Genomic DNA, 26646 nt, shown 5'->3' on the forward strand with positions numbered 1-26646 from the left:
AGGTGATCAGGTCAATGGGTTTTGATCGGGTAAGTCGATGCGGCCGTGAAATGGGGTGATTGCGCTATCGAATACGATTGGATCTAAATATTGTATACAAAAATATTTTCGGTTGTGTTCTATTGCTGTATCGGTTTTCAACTGCCCTCAGGGCTTCTCACAATAAAAAGAGGACCTTCCCATGAATGCTTTGAACCTGAACCTGGCGCTGAGCCTGGTAAACGCCGCATTGGCTGCTGGGCGGACCATCCAGGCGGCGCCGCTGACGGTGGCGGTGCTCGATGCCGGTGGGCACTTGCTTGCCTTGCAGCGTGAAGACGGCGCGAGCCTTATCCGACCCGAGGTCGCAACGGGCAAGGCCTGGGGGGCGATAGCGCTGGGCAAGGGCTCGCGTCTGCTGGCGCTGGATGCGCAGCAACGGCCGGCTTTCTTCGCCGCGCTCAACGGATTGGGCGAACGTCCGGTCGTGCCGGCGCCAGGCGGCGTGCTGGTGCGTGATCAGGATGGGCGGGTGCTAGGTGCGGTGGGGATCAGCGGGGATACATCGGATATCGACGAGCAGTGCGCGATCAGTGCCATCGAGGCGCTGGGGCTGCGCGCCGATGCGGGCGCGGTGGCCTGACCCGCATCAACTGTCTTTGCTCAATGCCCCAACCTGCGGCGCAGGTGGGCACATTCAGGGCGAACGGCAAGATGGTGCTGCTCAGGCCGGCTCGGGTTCGCAGCCCTTGAGCACCATGCGGATGATGGTTTCGGCCGCAGCGTCGTAGTCGCTGTCGGCCAGCTTGGCCTTGCCGGTCACCGCCGAGATCTGCCAGTCGAAATCGGCGTATGTCTGGGTCGCCGCCCAGATGCTGAACATCAGGTGATGCGCATCGACGTGAGCAATCTGGCCGCGGTCTATCCACTGCTGGATGCACTCGATGTTGTGCCGCGCCTGTTCGTTGAGCTGTTCAACCTGGCTGGGCGACAAGTGCGGTGCGCCGTGCATGATTTCGCTGGCAAATACTTTCGAAGCATGGGGCAGATCGCGGGAGATCCGGATCTTGGAGCGAATGTACGCGCTCAGTACTTCGCGAGGATCGCCATCGGCGTTGAATGGGGTGGAGGCCTGCATGATCGGCGCGATGATGCTTTCCAGCACCTCGCGGTACAGGTTGTCCTTGGATTTGAAGTAGTAGTAGACGTTGGGCTTGGGCAGGCCGGCCTTGGCGGCGATATCGCTGGTTTTGGTGGCTGCGAAGCCCTTGTCGGCGAATTCCTCGCTGGCCGCGCGCAGGATCAATTCCTTGTTGCGCTCGCGAATGGTGCTCATGGTCAGGGATCTTCCTCGTGTCAGGCCACCTCTAGGAGGCAGCCGGCATGGTAGCACCGTGCCCAATGGCGGCTCAAGGCAGCGGCTTTGGGCAGGGCCTTTGCATCCAGTCGCGCGCGTAGGCGCTAGCGCAGCAGGTTGGTCTTCGCCAGGTCCAGCACCTCGTCGCCGCGCCCGCTCATCACAGCCTTGAGCATGTACAGGCTAAAGCCCTTGGCCTGCTCCAGCTTGATCGCTGGCGGCATGACCAGTTCTTGGGTGGCGGTGACCACGTCGACCAGTACGGGGCCGTCGTGGGCCAGCGCACGGCGCAGGGCCTGCTCCAGGTCTTCGGAGCGCTCGACGCGAATCCCCAGGATGCCCATGGCATTGGACATGGCGGCGAAATCGGGGTTGTGCAGGTCGGTGCCGGTATCGAGGTAGCCGGCAGCCTTCATTTCCATGGCGACGAAGCCCAGTGACGCGTTATTGAACACCACCACCTTCACGGGCAGCTTGAGCTGCGCGAGCGAGATGAAGTCCCCCATCAGCATGCTGAACCCACCATCGCCACTCATCGAGATCACCTGGCGCCCCGGGAAGGCCGCCTGTGCGCCCATGGCCTGGGGCATGGCGTTGGCCATCGAGCCGTGGTTGAACGAGCCGACCAGGCGACGCTGGCCATTCATCTTCAGGTAACGCGCCGCCCAGACCGTGGGCGAACCAACGTCGGCGGTGAAGATCGCGTCTTCGGTGGCCAGTTCGCTGAGCAGGCGTGTGACATATTGCGGATGGATCGGCCGGTCACCCTTAGAGGGTACCGCCAGATCGTCCAGCCCCTGGCGCGCCTTGTCATAGGCTTTGAGTGCATCATCCAGGAAGCGCCGATCAGTCTTGCGCGTCAGGCGTGGCAGCAGGGCGGTGAGGGTTTCGCCGACATCGGCAGCGATACCCAGCGATAACGTGGCGCGTCGCCCCAGCGCTTGCGGGTCACGGTCGACCTGCACGATCTTGGCGTCGCTCGGGAAAAACTGCCGGTAGGGAAAGTCGGTGCCCAGCATCACCAGCGTGTCGCAGCCGAGCATGGCGTGGTAACCGGAACTGAAGCCGATCAAGCCCGTCATGCCGACGTCGAAGGGGTTGTCCCATTCCACATGCTCCTTACCGCGCAGCGCATGGACCACCGGTGCGCCGAGTGCATCGGCCAGGGCCACGACCTGGTCGTGCGCACCTGCGCAGCCGCTGCCGCACAGCAGGGTCACCTTGTGGCTGTCTTGCAACAATTCGGTCAGGCGCTGCAGATCGACGTCCGTGGGCAAAATGCGTGGCTGCTGCAGGGTAGGCCAGGCCGCCGGTTTCTGCTCGACCTCCAGCAGCGAGACGTCACCGGGAATCACCACCACCGCCACACCGCGATTGAGGATGGCCGAACGCATGGCCCGGTGCAGCACCTGCGGCATTTGCGCAGGGTTGCTGACCAGTTCGATGAAATGGCTGCATTCCTTGAACAGTTCCTGCGGGTGGGTTTCCTGGAAGTAGTTCAGGCCAATCTCCGAGGAGGGGATCTGCGCGGCGATGGCCAGCACGGGCACCCGGTTGCGGTGGCAGTCGAACAGGCCATTGATCAAATGCAGGTTGCCCGGCCCGCAACTACCCGCGCACACCGTCAGCTCACCGGTTACCGCCGCCTCGGCACCGGCGGCAAAGGCCGCAACTTCCTCATGGCGCACGTGCATCCACTCGATGCTGTCCATGCTGCGCAGGGCGTCGGTCAGGCCATTGAGGCTGTCGCCGGTCAGGCCCCAGATCCGCTTGATACCGGCTTGTTCGAGTGTCGAGGCCAACTGCTGGGCCATGTTGAGCTTTGCCATGGGTACTCCTGGTGCGAATGGAAGAATGTGATCGATGGGATAGAGACAGGCGCTTGGCCACGGCTGTTCGTTTGCGTCCATGAACGAATCGTCATGCGCGCTGCCCCGTGCCTGACGCTGCCCTGAAACCCATGTGTGCGTCCTGGGTCATCTGCCGCCGGCAGGCCACGGCACGCGCGCGCCCGGCAGAACTGTTCCGCCACCGGCCGGTCTGTATGCCATCGTGATTGCCCTGGGAGCGCCTGGTTATTCAGGCGCTTCAGGATGATGAAATCGCACGCGTCTACTAAGGATGAATGGAATGGCTGGCAGCAGTTTTTTTGCGTTGTTGGATGACATCGCGGCCCTGTTGGATGACATCTCGTTGATGACCAAGGTCGCGGCCAAGAAGTCGGCCAGCGTACTGAGCGATGACTTGGCCGTTAACGCCGAGCAAGTAACAGGCATGAAGGCCGATCGCGAACTGCCGGTGGTATGGGCCGTATTCAAAGGCTCTCTGAAGAACAAGGCCATCCTGGTGCCGTGCGCCCTGATCCTCAGTGCGGTGCTGCCGGCGGCGGTCAAATGGCTGCTCATGGCCGGCGGCCTGTACCTGTGCTACGAGGGCTTCGAGGCGATCAAGGACAAGTTTTCTCGCAGCGAGCATGGCGCGAAGGGGCAAGGGAAAAAAGCGCTTCCCAAGAGCCCCGAGGAACTGGCCGCGTATGAAAAACGCAAGGTCAAAGGGGCGATCAAGACCGACTTCATCCTGAGCGCAGAAATCATCGTCATTACCCTCAACGTGGTGGCTGAGGCCCCGCTGTACCAGCAGATTCTGACCTTGGTCTTGATCGCCTTGGTGATGACGATTGGCGTGTACGGGCTGGTCGCTGGCATCGTGCGGCTGGACGACGCAGGGTTCGCCCTGGCGAAATCCAAAGCCCAGGGTATGTGGGGTCGCGCGGTCAGAAAGCTGGGTGAAGTGCTGGTGTCGGCCGCGCCTTTCCTGATGAAGGCGCTGTCCTGGATCGGCACGGTCGCGATGTTTCTGGTCGGCGGTACATTCATTACTGAAGGCATTGCGCCACTTGAGCACGTCATCGAAGGCTGGGTCGCGCACAGCGGAAGCTGGGAAGCAGTGGCCAAGCTCGTCGTGTTCGGGGTTGTCGGGGCTGTCGCTGGCGGCCTGACAGCGCTGGTGGTCGGCGGATTCTCTTGGGTTCGCGCACGCGCTACCGGCTGAGCGACAACGCTTGGGCAAAGGGGCCGCCAGGCGGCCCCGTCATCATGCCGTGATCAGAACAGCACCTTGACCAGGAAGCTCATGGTGTTCTGGTCAGTGGTGAAAGCGCCGGAATCCTTGATGCCGTATTTGTTCTTCCAGTAGTCGTATTCCACACCCACGTACAGCTGCTTCTCGCCCAGGTGCATGGCTTTGCCCAGGTCATACTTGATCTGCGGGTTGAAGTGCAGGTTGGCGTGGTAGGTGCCACGGCGGTTTTCATCGTTGTCCACCACCCAGTCCATGAAGCCATCGATCAACACGTCGGAGGCGCCGACCGGGATGGTGTAGGCCCACACCGGGGTGATCTGCCAGACATTGTCACCAGGGCGGCTGCCGTCGGTGGTGCGCTGGTAGAAGTTCAGCTGGAAGTAGTCGAAGCCTGGGATGTCCAGGTCGAAGCCGGGGCCGATCAGGTAGGCTTCCGTGTCGCCCTCGCCAAACTCGTAGGTCATGGCCAGCAGCACGTCCTTGACCGGCCCGAAGGACAGCTTCTGATCGAAGATCTTGTTGAACGACAGCCGCGGGCTGATCTCGCCGTAGTAGGTGTTGGGGCCGTTGCCGGCGTCCTTCTGGCCTTGGTAGAAGATCTTGTCGACGAACAGGAAGTTATCGCCGTACTTCCAGCCGTCGGCGTGCTCGAAGGTCAGGGTCTGTTGGGTCGACGGGTTGACCTTGAAGTTCTTGCCCCACAGGTAGGTCAAGCTGTTGCTCTGCCACTGCAGCAGGTCGCCGGCGAAGGTGGTGCCACAGGCCAGCAGGCCGCCGGCGAGGATCAGGCTGTTGATGGTACGCATTGCGGATGTCGCTCCCTTGGTTGATCTGTTGTCAGCGCTCGGTGTTGGCGCTTTTTCTGTCTTTGTAGTCAGCTTTTTTCGATGGGCCACAGCTGTCTGGCAAGGGTTGAGCCAACTTCTTCCCGGTTGGCGAAACCGTCCTGCTCGACGTCGTTCTGAACGGATGAAAAGGGTCTTTCAGGCTGGCAACACGTTGGCCAACCGCCCGAATTCATTGACTGAGCGGTCAGTAAACGCAGGCAGAATCCGTCCTGCCCTGATCGAGGGGGCGCGCAGATTACTGGCTTGCGCGCCTGGCCTCAAGTGCTCCGTCATGGAGCACGGTGGAGCAAACCTGTGCATGTGGTCAGGTTGTCAGAAGTGTACCTTGATCAAGGCACTGGCCACGCTCTGATTGCTGTCCAGGGCGCCCCGGCTGTCGATGCCGTATTTGTCTTTCCAGTAGCTGTACTCCAAGCCCACGTACAGCTGCTTGTCGCCCAGGCTCAGCGCCTTGCCCAGGTCGTATTTCACCTGCGGGTTGAAGTGCAGGTTGGCGTGATAGGTGCCCCGTCGGTTCTGGTCGTTGTCGGTCACCCAGTCCATGTAGCCGTCTATCAGAATGTCGGATTTGCCCAGTGGCACGGTGTAGGACCAGGCGGGCGTGATTTGCCATACGTTGTCGCCGGGGCGGCTGCCCTCGGTATTGCGCACGTAGAAATTGAGCACGAAGTAATTGAAACCTGGCACGTCCAGGTCGAAGCCTGGGCCGATCAGGTAGGCTTCATTGTCACCTTCGCCACGCTCGTAGGTCATGGCCAGCAGCACGTCCTTGACCGGACCGAAGGCGAGCTTGCGGTCGAGGATCTTGCCCAGCGAGAAGCGAGGGCTGAACTCGCCGTAGTAGGTGGTCACCCCTTTGCCGGGGTCGGCCTTGCCGTTGTAGAAAATCTTGTCGACGAACAGGAACGTGTCGCCGTATTTCCACTTGTTGGCGTGCTCGAAGGTAAGCGTCTGCTGGATGCCAGGGTTGATCTTGAAATCCTTGCCGTACAGGTAGGTCAGGCTCTCGCCGTGCCATTGCAGCCATTGGCCGGCCTGGCTCGGTACGCTGGCAAGCAGGCTGGTGCCCAGCAACAAGGCGGTGGGGATGTGGTTCATGTGACAGCTCCCGGATGTTGTTCTTGTGGGTTGTCAGGCGCGTGCGCGCCCCGGGCGGCCCACGCGCAGTGGGCCGACGGCACAGCAGTGATTCAGGCGTGAAGCATGGGCGGCCAGGGCGCCGCCCGTTGGCTCAGTGGGGGTGGCAGGGCGCGTTGTGCGCTGCGCGGTCCGCGCCGCCGAGGATGTTGAACAGCACGTTGAGCACCAGCGCACTGACCGTGGCCATGGCGATGCCGCTGTGGGTGATGGGCTCCATCCACTGGGGCATCTGGGCGAAGAACTCCGGCCGTACCACCGGGATCAGACCGAAACCGACGCTGACCGCAACCAGCAACTGATTACGCCGATCGCCGATGTCCGCTTCCTGGAGGATCTTGATGCCCGTGGCAGTGACCATGCCGAACATGGCAATGGACGCGCCGCCCAGCACCGCTGGCGGGATCGAGGCGATCAGGTAGGCCGCCTTGGGCAGCAAGCTGAGCACCACCAGCAAGCCGCCGGCCACCACCGTGACGAAACGGCAGCGTACGCCGGTCATCTGCACCAGGCCGATGTTCTGGGCGAACGAGGAATGGGTGAAGGTGTTGAAAAAGCCTGCGATGAAAGAGGCGCCTGCGTCGCACAGCAGCCCCCGGCGCAGCATGCCTGGGGTGACTTCACGGTCGGTGACCTTGCCCAGGGCCAGGAACATGCCGGTGGACTCGACGAAGATGATCACCACCACCAGGCACATCGACAGGATCGGGGCCAGGCTGAAGGTGGGCATGCCAAAGTGCAGCGGCGTGACCACCTGCAGCCAGGGGGTGGCCCCCAGGCCCGAGAGGTCGACCATGCCGATCGACCCCGCCAGCAGGTAACCCAGGCCCATCCCCACCAGCACCGACACGTTGACCCAGAAGCCCCGCATGAAACGATTGATCAGCAGAATCACTGCCAGCACCAGGCCGGCGACCAGCAGATAGATCGGTGAGCCGAAGGTGGTCGCTTGCTGGCCGCCTCCGGCCCAGTTCACCGCCACGGGGAACAGCGACAGGCCAATGGACGTGATCACCGTGCCGGTCACCAGCGGCGGGAAGAACCTCACCACCTTGGACATGAAGGGCGCGACCAGCATGCCGAAGAAGCCTGCGGCAATGGTGGCCCCGAAGATGCCCTGCAGGCCCACGCCGGGCATGCCGGCCATGGCCACCATGCTACCGACGGCGGCAAAGCTGGCCCCCATCATCACGGGCATGCGAATACCCACAGGGCCGATGCCCAGCGACTGCACCAGGGTGGCGACGCCGGCGACCAGCAGGTCGGCGTTGATCAGAAAGGCAACTTCTTCACGGGACAGGCCTGCAGCCTGACCGATGATCAGCGGTACCGCGATGGCGCCGCCATACATCAGAAGCACATGTTGCAGGCCAACCAGAAAGAGCTGGAACAGGGGCAGGGGCTGTCGCGGCGGCGCTACCGAAATAGACGCCTTGGATGACTCGGACATGCAGCACCTCGAGTTTTGTTTTTATTCTCGGATCCAAGCGGCGGGCGAGCCCAGGCTTCAAATGGCGGTCTTCAACCTGAAGATCGCCTTGTTTGAAGCCTGTGCCAGCGCCTGCGCTCGATGCTTGCGTACGACGTTATGCGGTGTAGCCAATTACGCTCAGTTGACCGGCGCGCCCTTGGCGATCCAGTCGCCTACCAGCTTGCGCTCCTCGGTGGTCATCTGCGTGATGTTGCCCAGCGGCATGATCTGGCTGGCAACCGCTTGCGCCTGGATGCGCGCGGCCTGGGCCTGGATCTGTTGCGGTGTGTCGAACATCACGCCACCTGGAGCGGCGCTGAACAGTGGGCTGGTCGGTTTCGAGGAGTGGCACACGGTGCAGCGTTCCTGGATCACGTGATGGATCTTCTCGAAGCTGTCACCGCCGGCCTGCGCCGTCGCCTCGGCCGGCACCGCCGGTTCGGCGGGCTTGGCCGCGTCTTCGGCGCGGCGCTCGGCGGCCGTTTTGCCGCCCACGGCTGTGGCTGGCAATGGCTGGTATTCGATCTTGGCAGCGGCCTGTTCCGGGCTGACCGGCATTGGCTTGGGACCGGTGACATAGGCCAGGCAGATCATGGCCAGGGCACCGACCGGCAGCGTCCAGGCGTACTTGTTGCTGTCGTGACGGGTGTTGAAGTAGTGACGGATCAACACCGCCGCCACTGCGATCCCCGCCAGGATCAGCCAGTTGTACTGGCTGCCGTAGGTGCTGGGGAAGTGGTTGCTGATCATGATGAACAGCACCGGCAGCGTGAAGTAGTTGTTGTGGCGTGACCGCAGCAGACCCTTGGCCGGCAAGACCGGGTCCGGGGTCTGGTTGTTCTCGATGGCAGCCACCAGCTGGCGCTGGGCCGGCATGATGATACGGAACACGTTGCCGACCATGATGGTGCCGATGATCGCGCCCGTGTGCAGGTAGGCGCCGCGGCCACTGAACACCAGGCTGAAGCCCCAGCAGGCGGCAATGATCAGCACGAACAGCACCGCACCGAGCAGGGCAGGGCGCTTGCCCAGGGGCGAGTCACACAGGAAGTCGTAGACGAACCAGCCCACGACCAGCGACCCAATACCGATCGCCACGCCCTCGGCGCCACTGAGGGTGCTACCCGGTGCCAGCAGGTACAAGGTGGGGTTCCAGTAGAACACCACGCACAGCAGGGCAATACCGGACATCCAGGTGAAGTAGGCTTCCCATTTGAACCAGTGCAGGTTCTCGGGCATTTTCGGCGGGGCGAGCTTGTATTTTTCCAGGTGGTAGATACCACCGCCATGGATGGCCCAGAGGTCACCTGACAACCCATCGCGCGGGTTGCTTCGATTCAGGTGGTTCTCCAGCCAGACAAAGTAGAACGATGCACCGATCCAGGCCACGCCGGTGATCATGTGAACCCAGCGAATGCTCAGGTTCAGCCACTCGTGAAGGTGTGCTTCCACAGTATGTACCTCTTGCCGGTCACAGGCGCGGGCAGTGCCCTGGCATGACCGACCTTTTCTTATTGGTGGGGGTTGAGGATCAGCATCTGTTCCTCGCTGAAGTAATGCTCATCGCAGTTGTTGCCAGAACCACTGCGATCAACCACCAGGAAGTCATCCCGCTTTTCGATCGTCAGCACCGGGTGGTGCCAGACGCCGCGATGGTAATTGACGCCCTGCCTGCCGTTGCTGCGGAAGGCGCGGACCAAGCCTGATACAGGTGCATCGCCAAGTGGCGCGACCACGATCAGAAAGGGGTTGCCGAGCAGCGGAATGAAAGCCTGGCTGCCCAGCGGATGGCGTTCGAGCATGCGCACGGTCAGCGGCATTTCCAGCGCGTCGGCGCGGAAAATACTGATGATCGCCTTGTCTTCAGGCTCGGCGGTCTCGACCGTGGCGAGCTTGTGAAAGCGCATGGTCGAGCCGTTGTTGATCATGAAGTGGTCGCTGCCATCGGTTTCGATCACGTCACCGAAAGGGGCGAAGGCTTCTTTGGTCAGGGGCTCGATCATCAGGGTGCGCATGCGGTTATCTCTTCTATTGTGCGTTGTTCTGTAAAGAATCGTCGGTCGCTTACAGCTGTTGCAGGCGAAACAGGGCGATCTGGTTGATCTGCTTGAGCGCCTCGGCGAACTCGGCCTTCGCATCGTTGTGGATGCGCTGTTCGAACGAGGCCAGGATCTGGTGCCGGTCGCTGCCCTTGACGGCCATGATGAACGGGAACTGGAACTTGGCCTTGTACGCCTCGTTGAGCGAGGTGAAGCGCGCGAATTCCTCGGCGGTGCATTGGTGAATACCGGCCCCGGCCTGTTCGTTGGTGCTCGAGGCGGTCAGTTCACCCTGGACGGCAGCCTTGCCGGCCAGGTCCGGGTGGGCGTTGATCAAGGCCAGTTGGTCGGCGTGAGGTGCGCTCAGCAGGATGTCGCTCATGCGCTGGTGCAGCGCGTGCACGTTGTCCAGTTCGTCCGATTGGCCGAGGTCGTAGGCCTTCTCGGCAACCCAGGGCGAGTGCTCGTAGATGTCGGCGAAGGCGTGAACGAACGCGTCACGGTCAAGGGTGGACGGCTTGAGGGTCTTGAAGGTGGTCATCAGACGGTCTCTTTCTGGTACGGGTGGGTGGCTTGCCAGTGGCGGGCAATGTCGACACGGCGGGCGAACCATACCTGCTCGTGGCTTTTGGCGTAGTCGACGAAACGCTTGAGCGCTGCCAGGCGTGCCGGCCGGCCGACCAGACGGCAGTGCAGGCCGATGGAGAGCATCTTCGGCGCCTCGGCGCCTTCGGCGTACAGTACGTCGAAGGCGTCCTTGAGGTACTGGTAGAACTGCTCGCCACAGTTGAAGCCCTGGACCTGGGTGAAGCGCATGTCATTGGTGTCCAGGGTGTAAGGGATGACCAGGTGCGGCTTGCCGGTGGGATTGTTCGGCTCCCAGTAGGGCAAGTCGTCGTCATAGGTGTCGCTGTCGTAGAGAAAGCCGCCTTCTTCCATGACCAGCCGACGGGTGTTGGGGCCGGTGCGGCCGGTGTACCAGCCCAGCGGGCGTTCGCCAGTGATTTCGGTCAGGATGCGGATGGCTTCGAGCATGTGCTCGCGCTCCTGGGCCTCGTCCATGTACTGGTAGTCGATCCAGCGGTAGCCGTGGCTGCAGATTTCATGACCAGCCTGGACCATGGCGCGGATGACGTCGGGGTGGCGCTGGGCGGCCATGGCCACGGCGAAGATGGTCAAGGGGATGCCGCTGTCTTTAAACAGCTTGAGCAGGCGCCATACGCCTGCGCGGCTACCGTATTCATAGAGCGACTCCATGCTCTGGTTGCGCACGCCCTGCAACGGCTGGGCCGCGACCATCTCGGAGAGGAAGGCTTCGGATTCCTTGTCACCATGCAGGATGTTGCGCTCGCCGCCTTCTTCGTAGTTGAGCACGAACGACAGCGCAATGCGGGCGTTGCCTGGCCAGTGCGGGTGAGGAGGGTTATTGCCGTAACCGATCATGTCGCGAGGGTAGTCAGCGCTCACTGCAGTCTTCCTTCTTGTACGTGTGGGCAGGGTGGCGGGCCGCGTCGCTGTGTCGCACCACCGGATGCAATGATTGTATACAACTTATGAATTCTTTTGTAAGTCCGAATTTCCGTATTTATGACCAGGTGTCGCGTCTGGATACCTTGCAAGAAACCTGCCCACTTGGTCAGCTAAGCAAGGCGAAGACGCAGTGTCCCGCTTAATTCACGCTGGTGCCATGGCCCACAAGGGCATCGGCTTGGAAAGCAAAAAAATTGTGTACAATTTACTTTGCGAATGTCTTAATTGCGTTCATCCAAGGCGCACGCTGCCCCGATTCGGGTCACTGCCGTGCGTACTTGCCCCTGGCAAACACGAGGCGACAAGCAGATGGGACGTTTGACCACTCACGTACTGGACGCAGCCCATGGCTGCCCAGGCAGCGCAATCAACGTGGAGTTGTACCGTGTCGAAGGCAGCCAGCTGACGCTGGTCACCACGGCGCTCACTAACAGCGATGGCCGCGTCGATTCGCCATTGTTGCAAGGCGATGACTACCGTTCCGGTGTTTACCAGCTGCAGTTCAGTGCCGGTGACTACTACCGCGGGCGTGGCGTGGCGCTGCCTGAACAGCCGTTCCTGGATGTGGTGGTATTGCGCTTTGGCATCGATGCGCAGCAGGAGCACTACCATGTGCCGCTGCTGATCTCGCCTTACAGTTATTCGACCTATCGTGGAAGCTAGTTGGTCGCTAGAAGAATCTTCGTAGGTCCTTGCCCGCTCTCACACTGGCGGGCTTTTTTTTGCGTTGGGTACGCGTCAGATTCTCAATCTATCCAGACCTGCACCGCGCCAGTAGGCAAGCGCATCTCAAGCAGGTGCGGCCTTGCACTGCGATGAGCTCCAAATACGGTGCACGGTTGTTGCGCTCACCCCGCAGAGAGGTGGCCTTGAGGTACTGGCCGGCGGTTTACACCGATAAGGCATGCGCCCCAGTGCTGAGCGTTCGCATTGCTTATGCGCCTGGATAAACGGCAGTGTGCGAAGGTTGTACAAAGCGGTATTTCTCGTACCAGGGTCATGAGTTACATTCCGCCTCTGCGGACTTAGGCGCTCAGGCGCCTTTGTCCGCAGAGGATCGGGTCAAAGAAATATGAACTTGGCAATGAAGATCGCGCACAGTACCCACAAGCTGGCGGAAATCTCCTTGTACTTACCCGTACCGGCCTTCAATGCCACGTAGCTGATGAAACCCAGCGCAATGCCATCGGCCACCGAGAACGTCAGTGGCATCATGATCACGGTGACGATCGCCGGAATGCTGTCGGTCGCCTCGTCCCAATTGATGTGCGCCATGCTGCCCATCATCAGCATCGCGACATAGATCAAGGCACCTGCGGTAGCATAGGCCGGGATCATGCCGGCCAGCGGTGCGAAGAACATGGCGGCGATGAACAGCACGCCCACTACCACCGCCGTCAGGCCGGTGCGACCCCCGGCGGCCACCCCCGCTGCGCTTTCCACATAGCTGGTGACCGGCGGCACGCCGACCACCGCGCCAAACACGCTCGACGCACTGTCGGCCTTGAGGGCCCTGGACAGGTTCTCGATACGGCCGTCGGGGGCCACCAGGTTCGCCCGCTGTGCCACGCCCATCAGCGTGCCGGCGGTGTCGAACATGTGCACGAACAGAAACGCCAGGACTACGCTGATCATGCTGACGTTGAACACGCCCGCCACGTCCATGGCCATCCAGGTCGGTGCCAGGCTGGGCGGCATCGACACCACGCCACCGAACTTCACCAGCCCCAGGCCCCAGCCCGCCAGCGTCACGCCGATGATGCTGATCAGGATCGCCCCGAATACCCGCTTGTAGCTGAGGATGGCGATCAGCAGGAAGCACACCGCCGCCAACAGCGGGCCTGGTTCATGCAGCGAACCGAGCTTGATCAGGGTGGAGGGGCTGTCGACGATGATGCCTGCTGTCTTCAGGCCGATCAGGCCGAGGAACAGGCCCACACCGGCGCCCATGGCATGGCGCAGGCTGACGGGGATGCTGTTGAGCAGCCACTCGCGCACCTTGGACAGCGTCAGGAACATGAACAGCACGCCGGAGATGAAGACCGCGCCCAGCGCCGTTTCCCAGTTGTAGCCCATGGTGCCGACTACGGTGTAGGTGAAGAACGCATTGAGGCCCATGCCGGGGGCCAGGCCCACCGGCCAGTTGGCATACAACCCCATGAGCAGACAGCCGAGGGCGGCGGCGATGCAGGTAGCCACGAAGGCGGCGCCATGATCGATGCCGGCATCGGCCATGATGTTGGGGTTGACGAAAATGATGTAGGCCATGGTGATGAAGGTGGTCACCCCGGCGATCAGCTCGGTCTTGACGGTACTGCCGTGTTGCCTGAGTTTGAAAATGCGCTCCAGCCAACCCGTGGCGGGCGGTGAGGCGATGTCCAGCGTAGGGACTTCGGTTTTGCGGCTTTCCACAGCGAGTACTCCTCAAGTCTTTCTTGTTGTTATGCAGCCCGTGTTCCTGAGCAATGCACTTGGCGGCTCCGCGAGGGCGGCAACTGTCCAGCGGCTTGCAATGTCGCTGGATATTGTTGACCGTAAGGTCAGGAAGTTGCCTGAGCGATTATGCTTTTGTGTACAAAGAAGGCAAATACTGTTTTATGTTTTGTATGCCGGGTGTGGTGAACAATCGCTATATGCGTTAAAGCGCGCCTGCAGAAACGGCTCAGCCTGTGTACAATGACGCCATACTTTCCTTCGTGCCTCGAGAGCCCATGAACGAACAGCTGCAACCCCTGAAAAAACCCGCGCGTACCGGCAAGGCCGGCCGCAGTGGTACCCAGGACGACATTGTCTATGCGCACATCTTCGAGGCCATCCTGGAGCAACGTCTGGCGCCGGGCACCAAGCTCAGCGAAGAGGCGCTGGGCGAGATTTTCGGCGTCAGCCGCACCATCATTCGTCGGGCCCTGTCACGGCTGGCTCATGAGAGCGTGGTGCTGCTGCGGCCCAACCGAGGTGCCGTGGTCGCCAGCCCAACCGTGGAGGAGGCGCGCCAGGTGTTCTTCTCGCGGCGCATGGTCGAGCGCGCCATCACCGAGCTTGCCGTGGAGCACGCCACGGCCGAGCAGTTGGCCGAGCTTAGGCAGATGGTCCGCGAAGAGCGCGACAGCTTTTCTCGAGGGGATCGCGGTGCCGGTATCCGGTTGTCCGGCGAGTTTCACCTCAAGCTCGCCGAAGCGGCCGGTAATGCGCCACTGGTCAGCTTCCAGCGCAGCCTGGTATCGCAGACGTCGCTGATCATCGCCCAGTACGAAAGCGGCAACCGTTCCCATTGCTCGTACGACGAACACCTGCAACTGATCGATGCTATCGAAGCGCGTGACGCCGCCCAGGCCGTCAGCCTGATGATGCATCACATGGACCACATCGACAGCAAGCTGAACCTGGACGAGGAGAGTGCCTCGGACGATCTGCACGCAGTGTTCTCCCATCTGCTGAAAAAGCCCAAGGTCGCGGTCAAGAACTGACCGCTCGCCTGGGCTCGCATCAAGCGCGAACCTTATCCTTCGCGCTGATGCACGCAACGGCCGGCCGCATAGGTTTCACGAACCGTGCGGTCGTCGCCCAGGGTGGTCAACACGAACAACGTCTCCTCGATGTTTCTGGACTGCTGCAGGCGATAGTCCAGCAAAGGCGTTGCCTTGTAGTCCAGCACCACGAAGTCCGCGTCATTGCCCGGGCGCAGGCTGCCAATCCGGTCATCCAGGCGCAGCGCACGCGCACCGCCCAGGGTCGCCAGGTAGAGCGACTTGTAGGGGTGCAGGCGTGCACCTTGCAGTTGCATCACCTTGTACGCCTCATTGAGCGTGTTGAGCAGCGAGAAGCTGGTGCCGGCGCCTACGTCGGTGCCCAGGCCGACATTGACCTTGAAACGCTCCGCCTGGGGCAGGTTGAACAGCCCGCTGCCCAGGAACAGGTTGGAGGTGGGGCAGAACGCGATCGCCGAGCCCGTTTCTGCCAAGCGCTGGCATTCTTCGTCGCACAGGTGCACGCCATGGGCGAATACCGAGCGCTCGCCCAGCAGCTCGAAGTGGTCGTACACATCCAGGTAGCCTTTCTGTTCGGGGAACAGCGACTTGACCCAGTCGATTTCCTGAAGGTTCTCCGACAGGTGCGTGTGCAGGTAGACGCCTGGGTGTTCCTTGAGCAGTTGGCCGGCCCGTGCCAACTGCTCAGGCGTGCTAGTCGGTGCGAAACGCGGGGTGACGGCATAATGCAGACGACCCTTGCCATGCCAGCGCTCGATCAGCGCCTTGCTCTGAGCGTAACCGGACTCGGCGGTGTCGGTCAGGTAATCGGGGGCATTGCGGTCCATCATCACCTTGCCGGCGATCAGGCGCAGGTCCAGGCGCTCGGCTTCCTCGAACAAGGCATTGACCGATTCGGGGTGCACACTGCCGAACACCAGTGCGGTAGTGGTGCCGTTACGCAGCAGCTCCTTGAGAAAGATGTGCGCCACCTGGTCAGCGTGGTCCTTATCGGCGAATTGCTTCTCGCAAGGGAAGGTGTAGGTGTTCAACCAGTCCAGCAACTGCTCACCGTAGGAGCCGATCATGCCGGTCTGCGGGAAGTGGATGTGGGTGTCGATGAAACCTGGGGTGATCAATGCGTCCTGGTAGTGCTCTACCGGTATGTCGGCGTCCAGGGTCGGCAACAGGTCACTGGCATGGCCCACGGCCTGGATGCGTCCGCCGTCGATCACCAGGAGGCCGTCTTCGAAATACTCATGGGAAGCGTCCAGGCCGACCTCGGCCGGGTCGGCGATGCTGTGCAGGATGGCGGCTCGGTAGGCTTTGCGGGTAACGGTCATATCTCACTCGTCAAATGGCTTGGCTGCGCCGTGAAGGCGGCAGCAACTGGGCAATGGGGCCGGCGTTGGCGGCAGCATCGTGCTGGCCGAAGCGGGCGTTGTAGGTGGCGATGATTTCGCCGGCGATGGACACGGCGATTTCGATGGGCAGCTTGCCCTTGACCTCGGTCAGGCCCATCGGGCACCGCATGCGGGCCACCACGGCGGCATCGAACCCGCGCTCGCGCAGGCGATGCTCGAACTTGACCCGCTTGGTCTTCGAGCCGATCAGGCCGAACCAGGTGAAATCGTTGCGCTTGAGGATGGCAGCGGTCAGCTCCAGGTCGAGCTGATGGTTATGGGTCATGACGATGCAGTAGCAGCCCGGCGGCAGGTCTGCCACTTCGTCGACCGGCTCCTCGCTCACCACGCGCGTCACGCCAGCAGGGATCTGGGCAGGAAATTCCTGCTCGCGCGAATCGATCCAGCGCACCCGGCAGGGCAGCGCGGCGAGCAAGGGTACCAGAGCCCGGCCTACATGGCCCGCGCCGAATACCGCGATCTGCGCTTGCACGGCGGCCATGGGTTCGAACAACAGCACCGTCACGCCCCCGCAGCACTGGCCGAGGCTGGCGCCCAGGCTGAAGCGTTCCAGATGGGGGGTGCCGCGTTGCTCAAGGAGCATCTGCCGGGCGATATGCAGCGCCTTGTATTCCAGATGGCCGCCGCCGATGGTGTCGTATGAACCGCACGCGCTGACCACCATCTTCGAACCGGCATTGCGCGGGGTGGAGCCGCGCTCCTCGATGATGGTCACCAGTACGCAGGCCTCACCGCGGGCTTGATGTTCGGCCAGGGCGTTGATCCATTGGTGCATATGCAAGATCCTCCTGTGGATGCCAGTTCAGGCCTTCCTGCCGACTTGCCGGCAATGGGGCCCGAACAGGCAACGCACCTTCAATTGTTCACTGCGTCCAGTTCCTGCACCGCAGGTTGCACGGCAGCCGCCTTGCGCATTTGCTCGCAGCCCCACAACACCCGCTCTGGCGTGGCAGGGGCGTCTATGTTCGGCTGCACGCGGTAGTCGGCCAGGCTGGCCACCGCATCCTTGATCGCGCACCAGGCGGCAATTCCGAGCATGAACGGCGGCTCGCCCACAGCCTTGGAATGGAACACCGTGTCCTCTGGGTTCTTGCGGTTCTCCACCAGCTTGACCCGCATGTCCAGCGGCATGTCGGCCACCGCTGGGATCTTGTAGCTGGCCGGCCCATTGGTCACGAGTTTGCCCTTGACGTTCCACACCAGCTCCTCGGTGGTGAGCCAGCCCATGCCCTGGATGAATCCGCCCTCGACTTGCCCGATGTCGATGGCCGGGTTCAGCGAGTCGCCCACATCGTGCAGGATGTCGGCACGCAACATCTTGTACTCGCCGGTCAGGGTGTCGACGATCACTTCCACGCAGGCTGCGCCGAAGGCGTAGTAGTAGAAGGGGCGGCCCCGTGCCTGGCTGCGGTCATAGAAGATCTTTGGTGTGCGGTAGAACCCGGTGCTCGACAGCGACACCTGACCGAAATAAGCCTGCTGCACCAACTGCTCGAAACTGACGATCTGGTCGCGCACACGCACGTGGCCATTACGGAACTCGACGTCTTCCTCGGTGACCTGGTAATGCCTGGCGGCAAACTCGGTCAAACGCTTCTTGAGAATCTCGGCGGCATGCTGGGCGGCCTTGCCGTTCAAGTCGGCCCCACTGGAAGCAGCGGTGGGGGAGGTGTTGGGTACCTTGTCGGTGTTGGTGGCGGTGATCTGGATCCGGTCGATATCCACCTGGAAGACCTGGGCCACCACCTGCGCCACCTTGGTGTTCAGGCCCTGGCCCATCTCAGTGCCACCGTGGTTCAGGTGAATACTGCCATCGGTGTAGATGTGGATCAGCGCCCCTGCCTGGTTGAGGAAGGTGGCGGTGAAGGAGATGCCGAACTTGACCGGGGTCAGCGCCAGGCCTTTTTTCAGGATCGGGCTGCCGGCATTGAAGCGACCGATGGCCGCTCGCCGTTCGGCGTAATCACTGCTGGCTTCAAGCTCGGCGGTCATTTCCTCGAGCATGTTGTGCTCGACGGTCTGGTAATAATGGGTAACGTTGCGCTCGTCCTTGCCGTAATAGTTGGCCTTGCGCACAGCCAGCGGGTCGCGGCCAAGGTATCGGGCGATATGGTCCATCACCTGCTCGATGGCGACCATGCCCTGCGGCCCGCCAAAACCTCGGTAGGCCGTGTTCGACGCGGTGTTGGTCTTGCAGCGATGCCCGTGGACGGTGGCATCGCCCAGGTAGTAGGCGTTGTCGGAATGGAACATGGCGCGGTCGACGATCGAGCCGGACAGGTCTGGGGAATAGCCACAGTTGCCGGCCAGGTCCAGGTTGATGCCGTGCAGGCGACCCTGGTCGTCGAAGCCCACGTCGTACTCGACGTAGAAGGGGTGTCGCTTGCCGGTCATGGTCATGTCCTCGACCCGAGGCAAGCGCATCTTCGTCGGTTGCCCGGTCAGGCGGGCGATGACGGCGCACAGGCAGGCCGGGCTCGCGGCCTGGGTTTCCTTGCCGCCAAAGCCGCCGCCCATGCGGCGCATGTCCAGCACCACTTTGTTCATGGGCACATCAAGCACTTCGGCCACCAGTTTCTGCACCTCGGTGGGGTTCTGAGTGGAGCAGTAGACGATCATGCCGCCGTCCTCGGTGGGCATCACCGAGGAAATCTGTGTCTCAAGGTAGAAGTGTTCCTGGCCACCGATGTGCAGGGTGCCTTGCAGGCGATGCGGCGCGCTGGCCAGGGCCGCGGCGCTGTCACCGCGCTGGTGGGTATGGCTGTCGAGCACGAAGTGCCGCTTGCGCAGCGCCTCGACCACATCGAGCACCGGTTCGAGGTCCTCGTATTCGATGATGGCTGCCATGGCGGCGCGGCGTGCGGTGTCCAGGTCACGTGCGGCCACGGCCAGGACCGGCTGGCCAAAGAACTCGACCTTGTCGATGGCCAGCAAGGGGTCGCCTGCCACCACCGGTCCAATGTCCTTGAGCCCGGGGATGTCCTCATGGGTAATCGCGATGCGTACCCCTTCGAAGGCATAGCAGGGCGTGGTGTCGATGCGCAGGATGCGCGCGTGGGCACGGTCTGCGGTGCGTGCGTAGACGTGCAACTGGTTGGGGAATTCCAGTCGGTCATCGATGTACAGCGCTTCGCCGGACACGTGCTTGTCGGCGCTGTCGTGCTTGACGCTGCGCCCGACCCCGGTGGTCAGGTCCTGGCGGAACAGGTCGGCCATTTCGGCCTGGCTTTTTGCCACATGATGATTAGACATAAGCGGTCACCCGGGTTTCGATGTGCGGCGTTTGCTGTTCGATGAAGTACTTGCGCAGCAGGTTCTGCGCGGTCAGCAGGCGGTACTGCTGGCTGGCGCGGAAGTCGCTGAGCGGGGTGAAGTCTTCGGCCAATGCCTGGCAGGCGCGCTCCACGCTGGCCTTGTTCCAGGGCTGGCCCAGTAACGCCGCCTCGCAGGCACGGGCGCGCTTGGGGATGGCGGCCATGCCGCCAAAGGCGATGCGTGCCCCGTTGACCACACCGTGCTCGATGCTCAGATTGAAGGCTGCGCACACCGCCGAAATATCATCGTCCAGGCGCTTGGAAACCTTGTAGGCGCGGAACGTCCAGTCGTGCCGGGCGAGGGGTACCAGGATCTTCTCGATGAACTCGCTGTCTTGCCGGGCGGTGATGCGGTAGTCGATGAAATAGGCTTCCAGCGGCATCGTGCGCTGGCGCTCGCCCTGGCGCAGGACCACCTGGGCATCCAGTGCGATCAACAAGGGCGGTGAGTCGCCGATGGGCGAAGCGTTGCCGATGTTGCCGCCCAGGGTGCCCTGGTTGCGGATTTGCAACGAAGCGAAGCGATGCAGCAGCGCGCCGAAGTCCGGGTACTGCGCATTCAACGCCTGGTAGCAGTCGGTCAGTGGGGTGGCTGCACCGATTTCAAGGTGGGTGGCGGTCTGCTCGATCCGCTTGAGCTCGGCCACATGCCCCACGTAGATCATCACCGGCAGGGTCTTGTGCATTTGCGTGACTTCCAGCGCCAGGTCGGTACCACCAGCCAGCAGCCTGGCTTCGGGGTGCGAGCTGTACAGCTCGGCCAGGTCGGCGACGGTCAGCGGGACCAGGCAACGTTTGTCGCCACTGTTCAGCTCGCCGGTCTGCGACGGTGCAATGGCCTTGAGGCGGGCGATGGTCTGCGCTTGCTGGGCATCGAACTGATCGTGGCAGGGCTGCCGGCAGCTCTGCCGGGCCGCGTCCAGGATGGGCCGGTAGCCCGTGCAGCGGCACAGGTTGCCCGCCAGTGCTTCCTGGGCCTGATGCTCGTCGGCACCCTGACTGTTCTTTTGCAGGGCGAACAACGACATGACGAAACCTGGCGTGCAGAAACCGCATTGCGATCCATGGCAGTCCGCCATGGCTTGTTGCACGCTGTGCAGCTGGCCTTGGTGCTTGAGGCCTTCGACGCTGATCAGTTGCTTGCCGTGCAGGCTGGACACGAACGTCAGGCAGGAATTGAGGCTGCGATAGCGCAAGGCATCGTTGCCGGCGTCGTCCTGAGTCAGTTCACCGATCACCACGGTGCAGGCGCCACAGTCACCGCTGGCGCAGCCCTCTTTGGTGCCGGGTTTGCCCAACTGCTCGCGCAGGTACTGCAGCACGGTCATGTTCGGGTCCAGGGCGTGCTCGCTGCGCAGCTCCTGGTTGACGAGAAACTGGATCACGGGGATGGCCTCGCAATGGTTTTATTGTTGTTGGGCCGACTCTAAGCAACACCTGTCACGCGGGTCAATGTTTTTCTGACTCAAAGGTCAGGAAATTGCCCGGCGGCCGGCCCACCCTGGTTGATGATGCTTACACCAAGCATAGATCGCGCCGCCCCGGCAGCTGTCCGGGCGGTCAAATAAACCGCGATACACCGCTGCGCTTCCCAGGGGCAAGTAGGCTACAATCCGCCCCCTTGTGCCCCGTTCAGTGATTTGAAGGAAAACCATGACGTTCAAGGCCCCGGACAGCCTCGCCGAGCAGATCGCCGATTACCTGGCCGAGCGCATCATCCGCGGCGAACTGGCGCCTGCAGAGCGTATCCAGGAACAGAAGGTGACCCAGGCGCTCAACGTCAGTCGGGGTTCGGTGCGTGAAGCGCTGCTGATCCTCGAGCGCCGCCACCTGGTGGCGATATTGCCGCGCCGTGGCGCCCACGTCACCGAGCTGGACGAGCGCAGTGTGCGCAGCCTGTGCACGCTCATGAGCGAGTTCTACATCCTGCTGGGCAACGCGGTTGCACAACGCTGGCGCAACGAAGACGAACTGCGCCCGTTTCTGGACATTCAACAGCGTCTTCAGGTGGCTCACGCCGCGCGTGACATCGAGGCGTTCGTGGCCGAGAGCTTCGAGGTAATGCGTGCCGCCTATCCCTTCGCCGACAATCCGTTCCTCCAGGAAACCGTCGAGAACCTGCAACCCGCCATGAGCCGCGCCTACTACCTGTCCCTGGACCAGCGTCAAGCGAACATGGTCGATTACCTGGGCCTGTTCAGTCACTTGCTCGAGGCGGTGGTGCTGCGCGACTTGCCGCGCATTCGTGAAGTACTCACCGCCTATGGCCAGCGCAGTTGCGAACTGGTACTGGCGGCGCTGGCCCGGCCCTGATCGATGCGCCTCAAATGCATCCGCCTGGCGGGGTTCAAGTCATTCGTCGACCCCACCACCGTCAACTTCCCGAGCAACATGGCGGCGGTCGTGGGCCCCAATGGCTGTGGCAAGTCCAACATCATCGACGCCGTGCGCTGGGTGATGGGCGAAAGTTCGGCAAAGAACCTGCGCGGCGAGTCGATGACCGACGTCATCTTCAACGGCTCCAGCGGCCGCAAGCCAGTCAGCCAGGCCAGCATCGAACTGGTGTTCGACAACAGCGAAACCACGCTCGTGGGCGAGTACGCCGCCTACGCCGAGATCTCGATTCGGCGCAAGGTGACCCGCGACAGCCAGAACAGCTACTACCTCAACGGCACCAAGTGCAGGCGCCGGGACATCACCGATATTTTCCTGGGCACCGGCCTTGGGCCACGCAGCTACTCGATCATCGAACAGGGCATGATCTCCAAGCTGATCGAAGCCAAGCCCGAGGAACTGCGTAATTTCATCGAGGAAGCGGCCGGTATCTCCAAATACAAGGAGCGTCGCCGCGAAACCGAAAACCGCATCCGCCGCACCCAGGAGAACCTGGCGCGCCTGACCGACCTTCGCGAGGAGCTGGAACGCCAGCTCGAACGCCTGCACCGCCAGGCCCAGGCGGCCGAGAAGTACCGTGAATACAAGGCGCAGGAACGCCAGCTCAAGGCACGCCTGGCGGCGCTGCGCTGGCGCGAGCTGGATGAACGGGTTCGTCAGCGCCAGTCGGTGATCGGTAACCAGGATGTGTCCTTCGAGGCACTGGTGGCCGAGCAGCGCAATGCCGATGCCAGTATCGAGCGGCTGCGTGACGGTCATCATGAGCTGTCCGAGCGCTTCAACCAGGTGCAGGCCCGGTTCTACTCGGTGGCCGGCGACATCGCCCGGGTCGAGCAGAGCATTCAGCACGGCCAACAACGCCTGCGCCAATTGCAGGACGATTTCAAGGAAGCCGAGCGCACGCGCCAGGAAACCGAATCGCACCTGGGGCATGACCGTACGCTGCTGGCAACCCTGGGCGAAGAACTGGCCATGCTTGAGCCCGAGCAGGCGCTGACCCTGGAGGCTGCCGAAGAAAGCGCTGCCGTGCTGGAAGAGGCCGAGTCAGGCATGCACGGGTGGCAGGAGCAATGGGACACCTTCAACAGTCGCTCGGCTGAACCGCGTCGCCAGGCCGAGGTGCAGCAGGCGCGCTTGCAGCAGTTGGAAAGCGGCCTGGAGCGACTGGCCGAGCGTCAGCGCAAACTCACCGACGAGCAGGCGCAGTTGGGCGAAGACCCGCAAGACGCAGCCATGCTGGAGCAGGTTGAACAGTTGGCCAGCAGCGAGTTGTCGCTCGAAGCACTGCAACAGGAGGAAGAGCAGGTTATCGAGCGCCTGGAAACGGTGCGCCAGGCGCTGCAGGAGGCTGGGCTGGCTCAGCAGCAGGCCCAGGGCGATATGCAACGCCTGGGCGGGCGCCTGGCATCGCTGGAAGCCCTGCAACAGGCAGCCCTGGACCCAGGCGCTGGTGTGGGCGAGTGGTTGCAGGGGCAGGGGTTGGCAGACTGCCCCCGCCTGGCACAAGCGCTGCGCGTGGAGCCCGGGTGGGAGCTTGCGGTGGAAACCGTGCTGGGCGCCGATTTGCAAGCGGTGCTGGTGGACGACTTTGCACCGTTGGACCTGGCAGGCTTGCAGCAGGGCGATGTAAGCCTGCTGCTCGCGGCTTGCGCCAGCCAGGCAGCGACTTCCGGCAGCCTGCTAGACAGGGTGCAGGGTCCTGTTGACCTGGCGCCATGGCTGGGCCAGGTCAGGCCCGTGGAAGACCTGGCCGAGGCCCTGGCCTTGCGTGCCGGGTTGGGCGAAGGGCAGAGCCTGGTCAGCCGCGATGGCTACTGGGTCTCTCGAAACAGCCTGCGTGTGCGCCGCGGGGGTAGCGGTGAGAGCGGCGTGCTGGCGCGCGGTCAGGAAATCGAACGACTCGAGCACAGTCAGCGCGAGCAGCACATCGCCTTGCAGCAGCTTGAACAGCAGTTGCAGACTTTGCGTGAACAGCAGCAGCACCTGGAAGCGCAGCGCGAGCAGGTACGCCGTCGCGCCCAGGAAGAAAACCGCTTGCAGGCCGAGCTCAAGGCCAGCTTGTCAGCCAACCGTGCCCGCGCCGAACAGGTCGCGCTGCGCCGCCGCCGTCTGGAAGAGGAGCTGGCGGAGCTCGACGAGCAGCGCGCCCTTGAGCATGAGCAGCTGGGCGAAGCCCGCTTGCTGTTGCAGGATGCCCTCGAACTGATGGCCCAGGACACCGACCAGCGCGAAGTGCTGCTGGCCCAGCGCGACCGGCTGCGTGAGGGCCTGGACCGTATTCGCCAGGAAGCCAGGCAGCACAAGGATCATGCCCACCAACTGGCGGTGCGCCTGGGGTCGTTGCGCGCCCAGCATGACTCCACGCGTCAGGCTCTGGAACGCCTGGAACTGCAGGCGGCCCGTCTGAGCGAGCGACAGGAGCAGTTGAGCCTGAACCTGGAGGAGGGGGAGGCGCCGTTGGAGGAACTGCGGCTCAAGCTCGAAGAGCTGCTGGAACGGCGCATGGGTGTCGACGAAGAAATGCGCCAGGCACGCTTGCAGATGGACGAGGCCGACCGCGAACTGCGCGATGCCGAAAAGCGCCGCACCCAGGCCGAGCAGCAGGCCCAGTTGCTGCGCGGTCAACTTGAACAACTGCGTCTGGAATGTCAGGGCCTGGAAGTGCGGCGTACCACGTTGCAGGAGCAGTTGCTTGCCGACGGTTACGACTTGCAGGGTGTTCTCGCCACGGTCGAGCCCGACGTTACCGAGGCCGGCACCGAGCAAGCGTTGGAGCAACTGGAGGCCCGTATCCAGCGGCTGGGCGCGATCAACCTGGCCGCCATCGAGGAATACGAACAGCAGTCCGAGCGCAAGCGCTACCTCGATGCCCAGGATGCTGACCTGGTCGAAGCGTTGGACACACTCGAAAATGTCATTCGCAAGATCGACAAGGAAACCCGCCACCGCTTCAAAGATACCTTTGATCAGATAAATGCCGGATTGCAGGCACTTTTCCCAAAAGTTTTCGGCGGTGGCAGCGCTTATCTGGAACTGACGGGCGAAGATCTACTCGATACAGGGGTGACGATCATGGCGCGACCACCGGGCAAGAAGAACAGCACCATTCATCTGCTGTCCGGTGGCGAAAAAGCACTGACCGCCTTGGCGCTGGTGTTTGCCATCTTCAAGTTGAACCCCGCACCGTTCTGCATGCTCGATGAAGTCGACGCACCGCTGGACGATGCCAACGTCGGGCGGTATGCCCGGCTGGTGAAGGAAATGAGTGAGAGCGTGCAGTTCATCTACATCACGCACAACAAGATCGCCATGGAAATGGCCGACCAGTTGATGGGTGTCACGATGCACGAGCCAGGCTGTTCGCGCCTGGTGGCCGTGGACGTGGAGGCGGCAATGGCGATGGTCGATGCGTGAAACCTGTAGTCAAACGGCACAATCTTCATTGAAATGCCCCTGTCATGTGAGACAGACGGTGTAAAGTTGTCTTTGGTCGTGCTAGCTTTATGTCACTCGTTTTCTGCGTGGGTAAAACGCCTGTCAGAACATAGGCTTGGCGCCACGTGTTAAAGGCCTTTGAAGCCTTTGTTTTCAGCATATTTATTAGAGGCACGGGATTACATGGAAATCGGTCTGCGCGAGTGGCTGATCCTTATCGGCATCATTGTCATTGCCGGCATTCTTTTCGACGGCTGGCGCCGTATGCGCGGCGGCAAGGGCAAGTTGAAATTCCGTCTGGACCGCAGTTATGCCAATGCGGCGGACGATGAAGGCGGTGGCGCCGAAGTACTTGGCCCACCCCGCGTGCTCGACACCCACAGGGAGCCTGAGCTGGACGAAAGTGATCTGCCGTCGCTCAGTGCCTCGGATCGCGACCGTGAGCGTGAGCCCAAGCCCGCCAAGGTCAGCAAGTGGCCAAAACGCCCGACGGCTGCAGAAGCGCCACGCGTTGACGCAGGCTTCAGCGCGCCTTCCCGCGAAGCGGATATCGTGATCGACGAGGAAGACGACTTCGCCGCGGACAATGGCCGTAGCCCATCCCCAGCAACGGCCAACAACAGCGTCAAGGAGCTGCCACCGGCCGAGGAAGTGCTGGTGATCAGCGTCATTTCCCGGGACGAGGGCGGGTTCAAAGGCCCGGCGTTGCTGCAGAACATTCTGGAGAGCGGCCTGCGGTTCGGCGAGATGGACATCTTCCACCGTCACGAGAGCATGGCCGGTCACGGCGAAGTGCTGTTCTCCATGGCCAATGCCGTCAAGCCGGGCATCTTCGACCTGGATGACATCGACCATTTCAGCACGCGTGCGGTGAGCTTCTTCCTCGGCCTGCCAGGCCCACGCCATCCGAAGCAGGCCTTCGACGTGATGGTGGCGGCCGCTCGCAAGCTGGCCCATGAGCTCAACGGTGAACTCAAGGATGATCAGCGCAGCGTGTTGACGGCGCAGACCATCGAGCACTACCGCCAGCGCATCGTGGAATTCGAGCGCCGCGCCCTGACCCAGAAGCGCTGATAAATCCAGACGAAGAGCAGCCTCGGGGCGTGCTGGTCGGCTCAGGCCTTTTGCTCATCGAATCGGCTTTCGGCAAGCGAGCCCGCTTCACAGGTT

At 62.3% G+C, this 26646-nt stretch carries 21 protein-coding genes; 7 read left to right on the top strand and 14 right to left on the bottom strand.

What is annotated here, in order from left to right:
* Positions 1–181: 181 nt before the first annotated feature.
* The gene (locus B2Y33_RS06955; RefSeq protein WP_023535891.1) at positions 182–622 is read left to right on the top strand and encodes a GlcG/HbpS family heme-binding protein; all 441 of its coding nucleotides are present in this window, start codon (positions 182–184) and stop codon (positions 620–622) included.
* 81 nt (positions 623–703) lie between these two features.
* Here B2Y33_RS06955 and B2Y33_RS06960 read toward each other — a convergent pair whose 3' ends face one another.
* Entirely contained in the window at positions 704–1315 is a 612-nt protein-coding gene (locus B2Y33_RS06960; protein WP_027915993.1) for a TetR/AcrR family transcriptional regulator, read from the bottom strand.
* Positions 1316–1440: 125 nt separating this feature from the next.
* Positions 1441–3165: a ubiquinone-dependent pyruvate dehydrogenase gene (gene poxB / locus B2Y33_RS06965; RefSeq protein ID WP_033695150.1), complete on the bottom strand. Its 1725-nt coding sequence runs from the start codon at positions 3163–3165 to the stop codon at positions 1441–1443.
* 301 nt (positions 3166–3466) lie between these two features.
* Here poxB and B2Y33_RS06970 point away from each other — a divergent pair, with 301 nt between their 5' ends.
* Positions 3467–4387 (top strand): DUF808 domain-containing protein, encoded by a 921-nt coding sequence (locus B2Y33_RS06970; RefSeq protein WP_049695641.1) that lies wholly within the window; start codon positions 3467–3469, stop codon positions 4385–4387.
* A 53-nt stretch (positions 4388–4440) separates the two neighbouring features.
* On the opposite strand, the gene B2Y33_RS06975 is transcribed toward B2Y33_RS06970, so the two are convergent.
* The 7 genes from B2Y33_RS06975 to puuE form a co-directional block, all read right to left on the bottom strand.
* Positions 4441–5223 (bottom strand): outer membrane protein OmpK, encoded by a 783-nt coding sequence (locus B2Y33_RS06975; protein WP_027915996.1) that lies wholly within the window; start codon positions 5221–5223, stop codon positions 4441–4443.
* Between the two features lie 354 nt (positions 5224–5577).
* A complete protein-coding gene (locus B2Y33_RS06980) occupies positions 5578–6363 on the bottom strand; it encodes an outer membrane protein OmpK (RefSeq protein ID WP_049695642.1) in 786 nt (261 codons plus the stop codon).
* 133 nt (positions 6364–6496) lie between these two features.
* Positions 6497–7852 (bottom strand): nucleobase:cation symporter-2 family protein, encoded by a 1356-nt coding sequence (locus B2Y33_RS06985; protein WP_288632796.1) that lies wholly within the window; start codon positions 7850–7852, stop codon positions 6497–6499.
* A gap of 159 nt (positions 7853–8011) precedes the next feature.
* Positions 8012–9325 (bottom strand): urate hydroxylase PuuD, encoded by a 1314-nt coding sequence (locus tag B2Y33_RS06990; protein ID WP_027915998.1) that lies wholly within the window; start codon positions 9323–9325, stop codon positions 8012–8014.
* 59 nt (positions 9326–9384) lie between these two features.
* Entirely contained in the window at positions 9385–9888 is a 504-nt protein-coding gene (locus tag B2Y33_RS06995; RefSeq protein WP_023535901.1) for an ureidoglycolate lyase, read from the bottom strand.
* A gap of 49 nt (positions 9889–9937) precedes the next feature.
* The gene (gene uraD, locus B2Y33_RS07000) at positions 9938–10453 is read right to left on the bottom strand and encodes a 2-oxo-4-hydroxy-4-carboxy-5-ureidoimidazoline decarboxylase (protein WP_128610324.1); all 516 of its coding nucleotides are present in this window, start codon (positions 10451–10453) and stop codon (positions 9938–9940) included.
* Complete coding sequence (gene puuE, locus B2Y33_RS07005; RefSeq protein ID WP_027916000.1) at positions 10453–11379, bottom strand: allantoinase PuuE; 927 nt, start codon at positions 11377–11379, stop codon at positions 10453–10455. Before puuE ends, uraD begins: the two co-directional genes overlap by 1 nt.
* Before the next feature lie 372 nt (positions 11380–11751).
* Between puuE and uraH the strand changes: the two genes are divergently transcribed.
* Positions 11752–12105 carry a hydroxyisourate hydrolase gene (uraH, locus tag B2Y33_RS07010; protein WP_027916001.1) on the top strand — a complete coding sequence of 118 codons (354 nt, stop codon included), beginning with the start codon at positions 11752–11754 and terminating at the stop codon, positions 12103–12105.
* 399 nt (positions 12106–12504) lie between these two features.
* Here the strand turns inward: uraH and B2Y33_RS07015 are convergent, their stop codons facing one another.
* The gene (locus B2Y33_RS07015) at positions 12505–13854 is read right to left on the bottom strand and encodes an NCS2 family permease (RefSeq protein WP_111475179.1); all 1350 of its coding nucleotides are present in this window, start codon (positions 13852–13854) and stop codon (positions 12505–12507) included.
* 299 nt (positions 13855–14153) lie between these two features.
* On the opposite strand from B2Y33_RS07015, the gene B2Y33_RS07020 reads away from it, so the two are divergent.
* Positions 14154–14909, top strand: coding sequence for a GntR family transcriptional regulator (locus B2Y33_RS07020; protein ID WP_027916003.1), 756 nt, complete (start codon positions 14154–14156; stop codon positions 14907–14909).
* Between the two features lie 32 nt (positions 14910–14941).
* Here B2Y33_RS07020 and guaD read toward each other — a convergent pair whose 3' ends face one another.
* From guaD to xdhA, 4 genes are all read right to left on the bottom strand, one after another.
* Positions 14942–16252, bottom strand: coding sequence for a guanine deaminase (guaD, locus tag B2Y33_RS07025; protein WP_206405598.1), 1311 nt, complete (start codon positions 16250–16252; stop codon positions 14942–14944).
* Positions 16253–16262: 10 nt separating this feature from the next.
* Complete coding sequence (gene xdhC / locus B2Y33_RS07030; protein ID WP_027916005.1) at positions 16263–17108, bottom strand: xanthine dehydrogenase accessory protein XdhC; 846 nt, start codon at positions 17106–17108, stop codon at positions 16263–16265.
* Positions 17109–17188: 80 nt separating this feature from the next.
* Positions 17189–19585 carry a xanthine dehydrogenase molybdopterin binding subunit gene (gene xdhB / locus B2Y33_RS07035; RefSeq protein WP_196110084.1) on the bottom strand — a complete coding sequence of 799 codons (2397 nt, stop codon included), beginning with the start codon at positions 19583–19585 and terminating at the stop codon, positions 17189–17191.
* Positions 19578–21032, bottom strand: a complete 1455-nt coding sequence (xdhA, locus tag B2Y33_RS07040; protein WP_206405597.1) for a xanthine dehydrogenase small subunit — start codon at positions 21030–21032, stop codon at positions 19578–19580. The genes xdhB and xdhA overlap by 8 nt, the downstream gene beginning before the upstream one ends.
* Before the next feature lie 268 nt (positions 21033–21300).
* Between xdhA and B2Y33_RS07045 the strand changes: the two genes are divergently transcribed.
* The 3 genes from B2Y33_RS07045 (at position 21301) to zipA (ending at position 26550) form a co-directional block, all read left to right on the top strand.
* Positions 21301–21960, top strand: a complete 660-nt coding sequence (locus B2Y33_RS07045) for a GntR family transcriptional regulator (RefSeq protein WP_023535885.1) — start codon at positions 21301–21303, stop codon at positions 21958–21960.
* A gap of 3 nt (positions 21961–21963) precedes the next feature.
* Positions 21964–25455, top strand: a complete 3492-nt coding sequence (gene smc / locus B2Y33_RS07050) for a chromosome segregation protein SMC (protein ID WP_027916008.1) — start codon at positions 21964–21966, stop codon at positions 25453–25455.
* A gap of 204 nt (positions 25456–25659) precedes the next feature.
* Positions 25660–26550: a cell division protein ZipA gene (gene zipA / locus B2Y33_RS07055; protein WP_027916009.1), complete on the top strand. Its 891-nt coding sequence runs from the start codon at positions 25660–25662 to the stop codon at positions 26548–26550.
* Positions 26551–26646: the final 96 nt, after the last annotated feature.

Origin of the sequence: Pseudomonas sp. UBA5666 (genome assembly GCF_002420785.1) — a bacterium.
Classification (GTDB): domain Bacteria; phylum Pseudomonadota; class Gammaproteobacteria; order Pseudomonadales; family Pseudomonadaceae; genus Aquipseudomonas; species Aquipseudomonas fulva.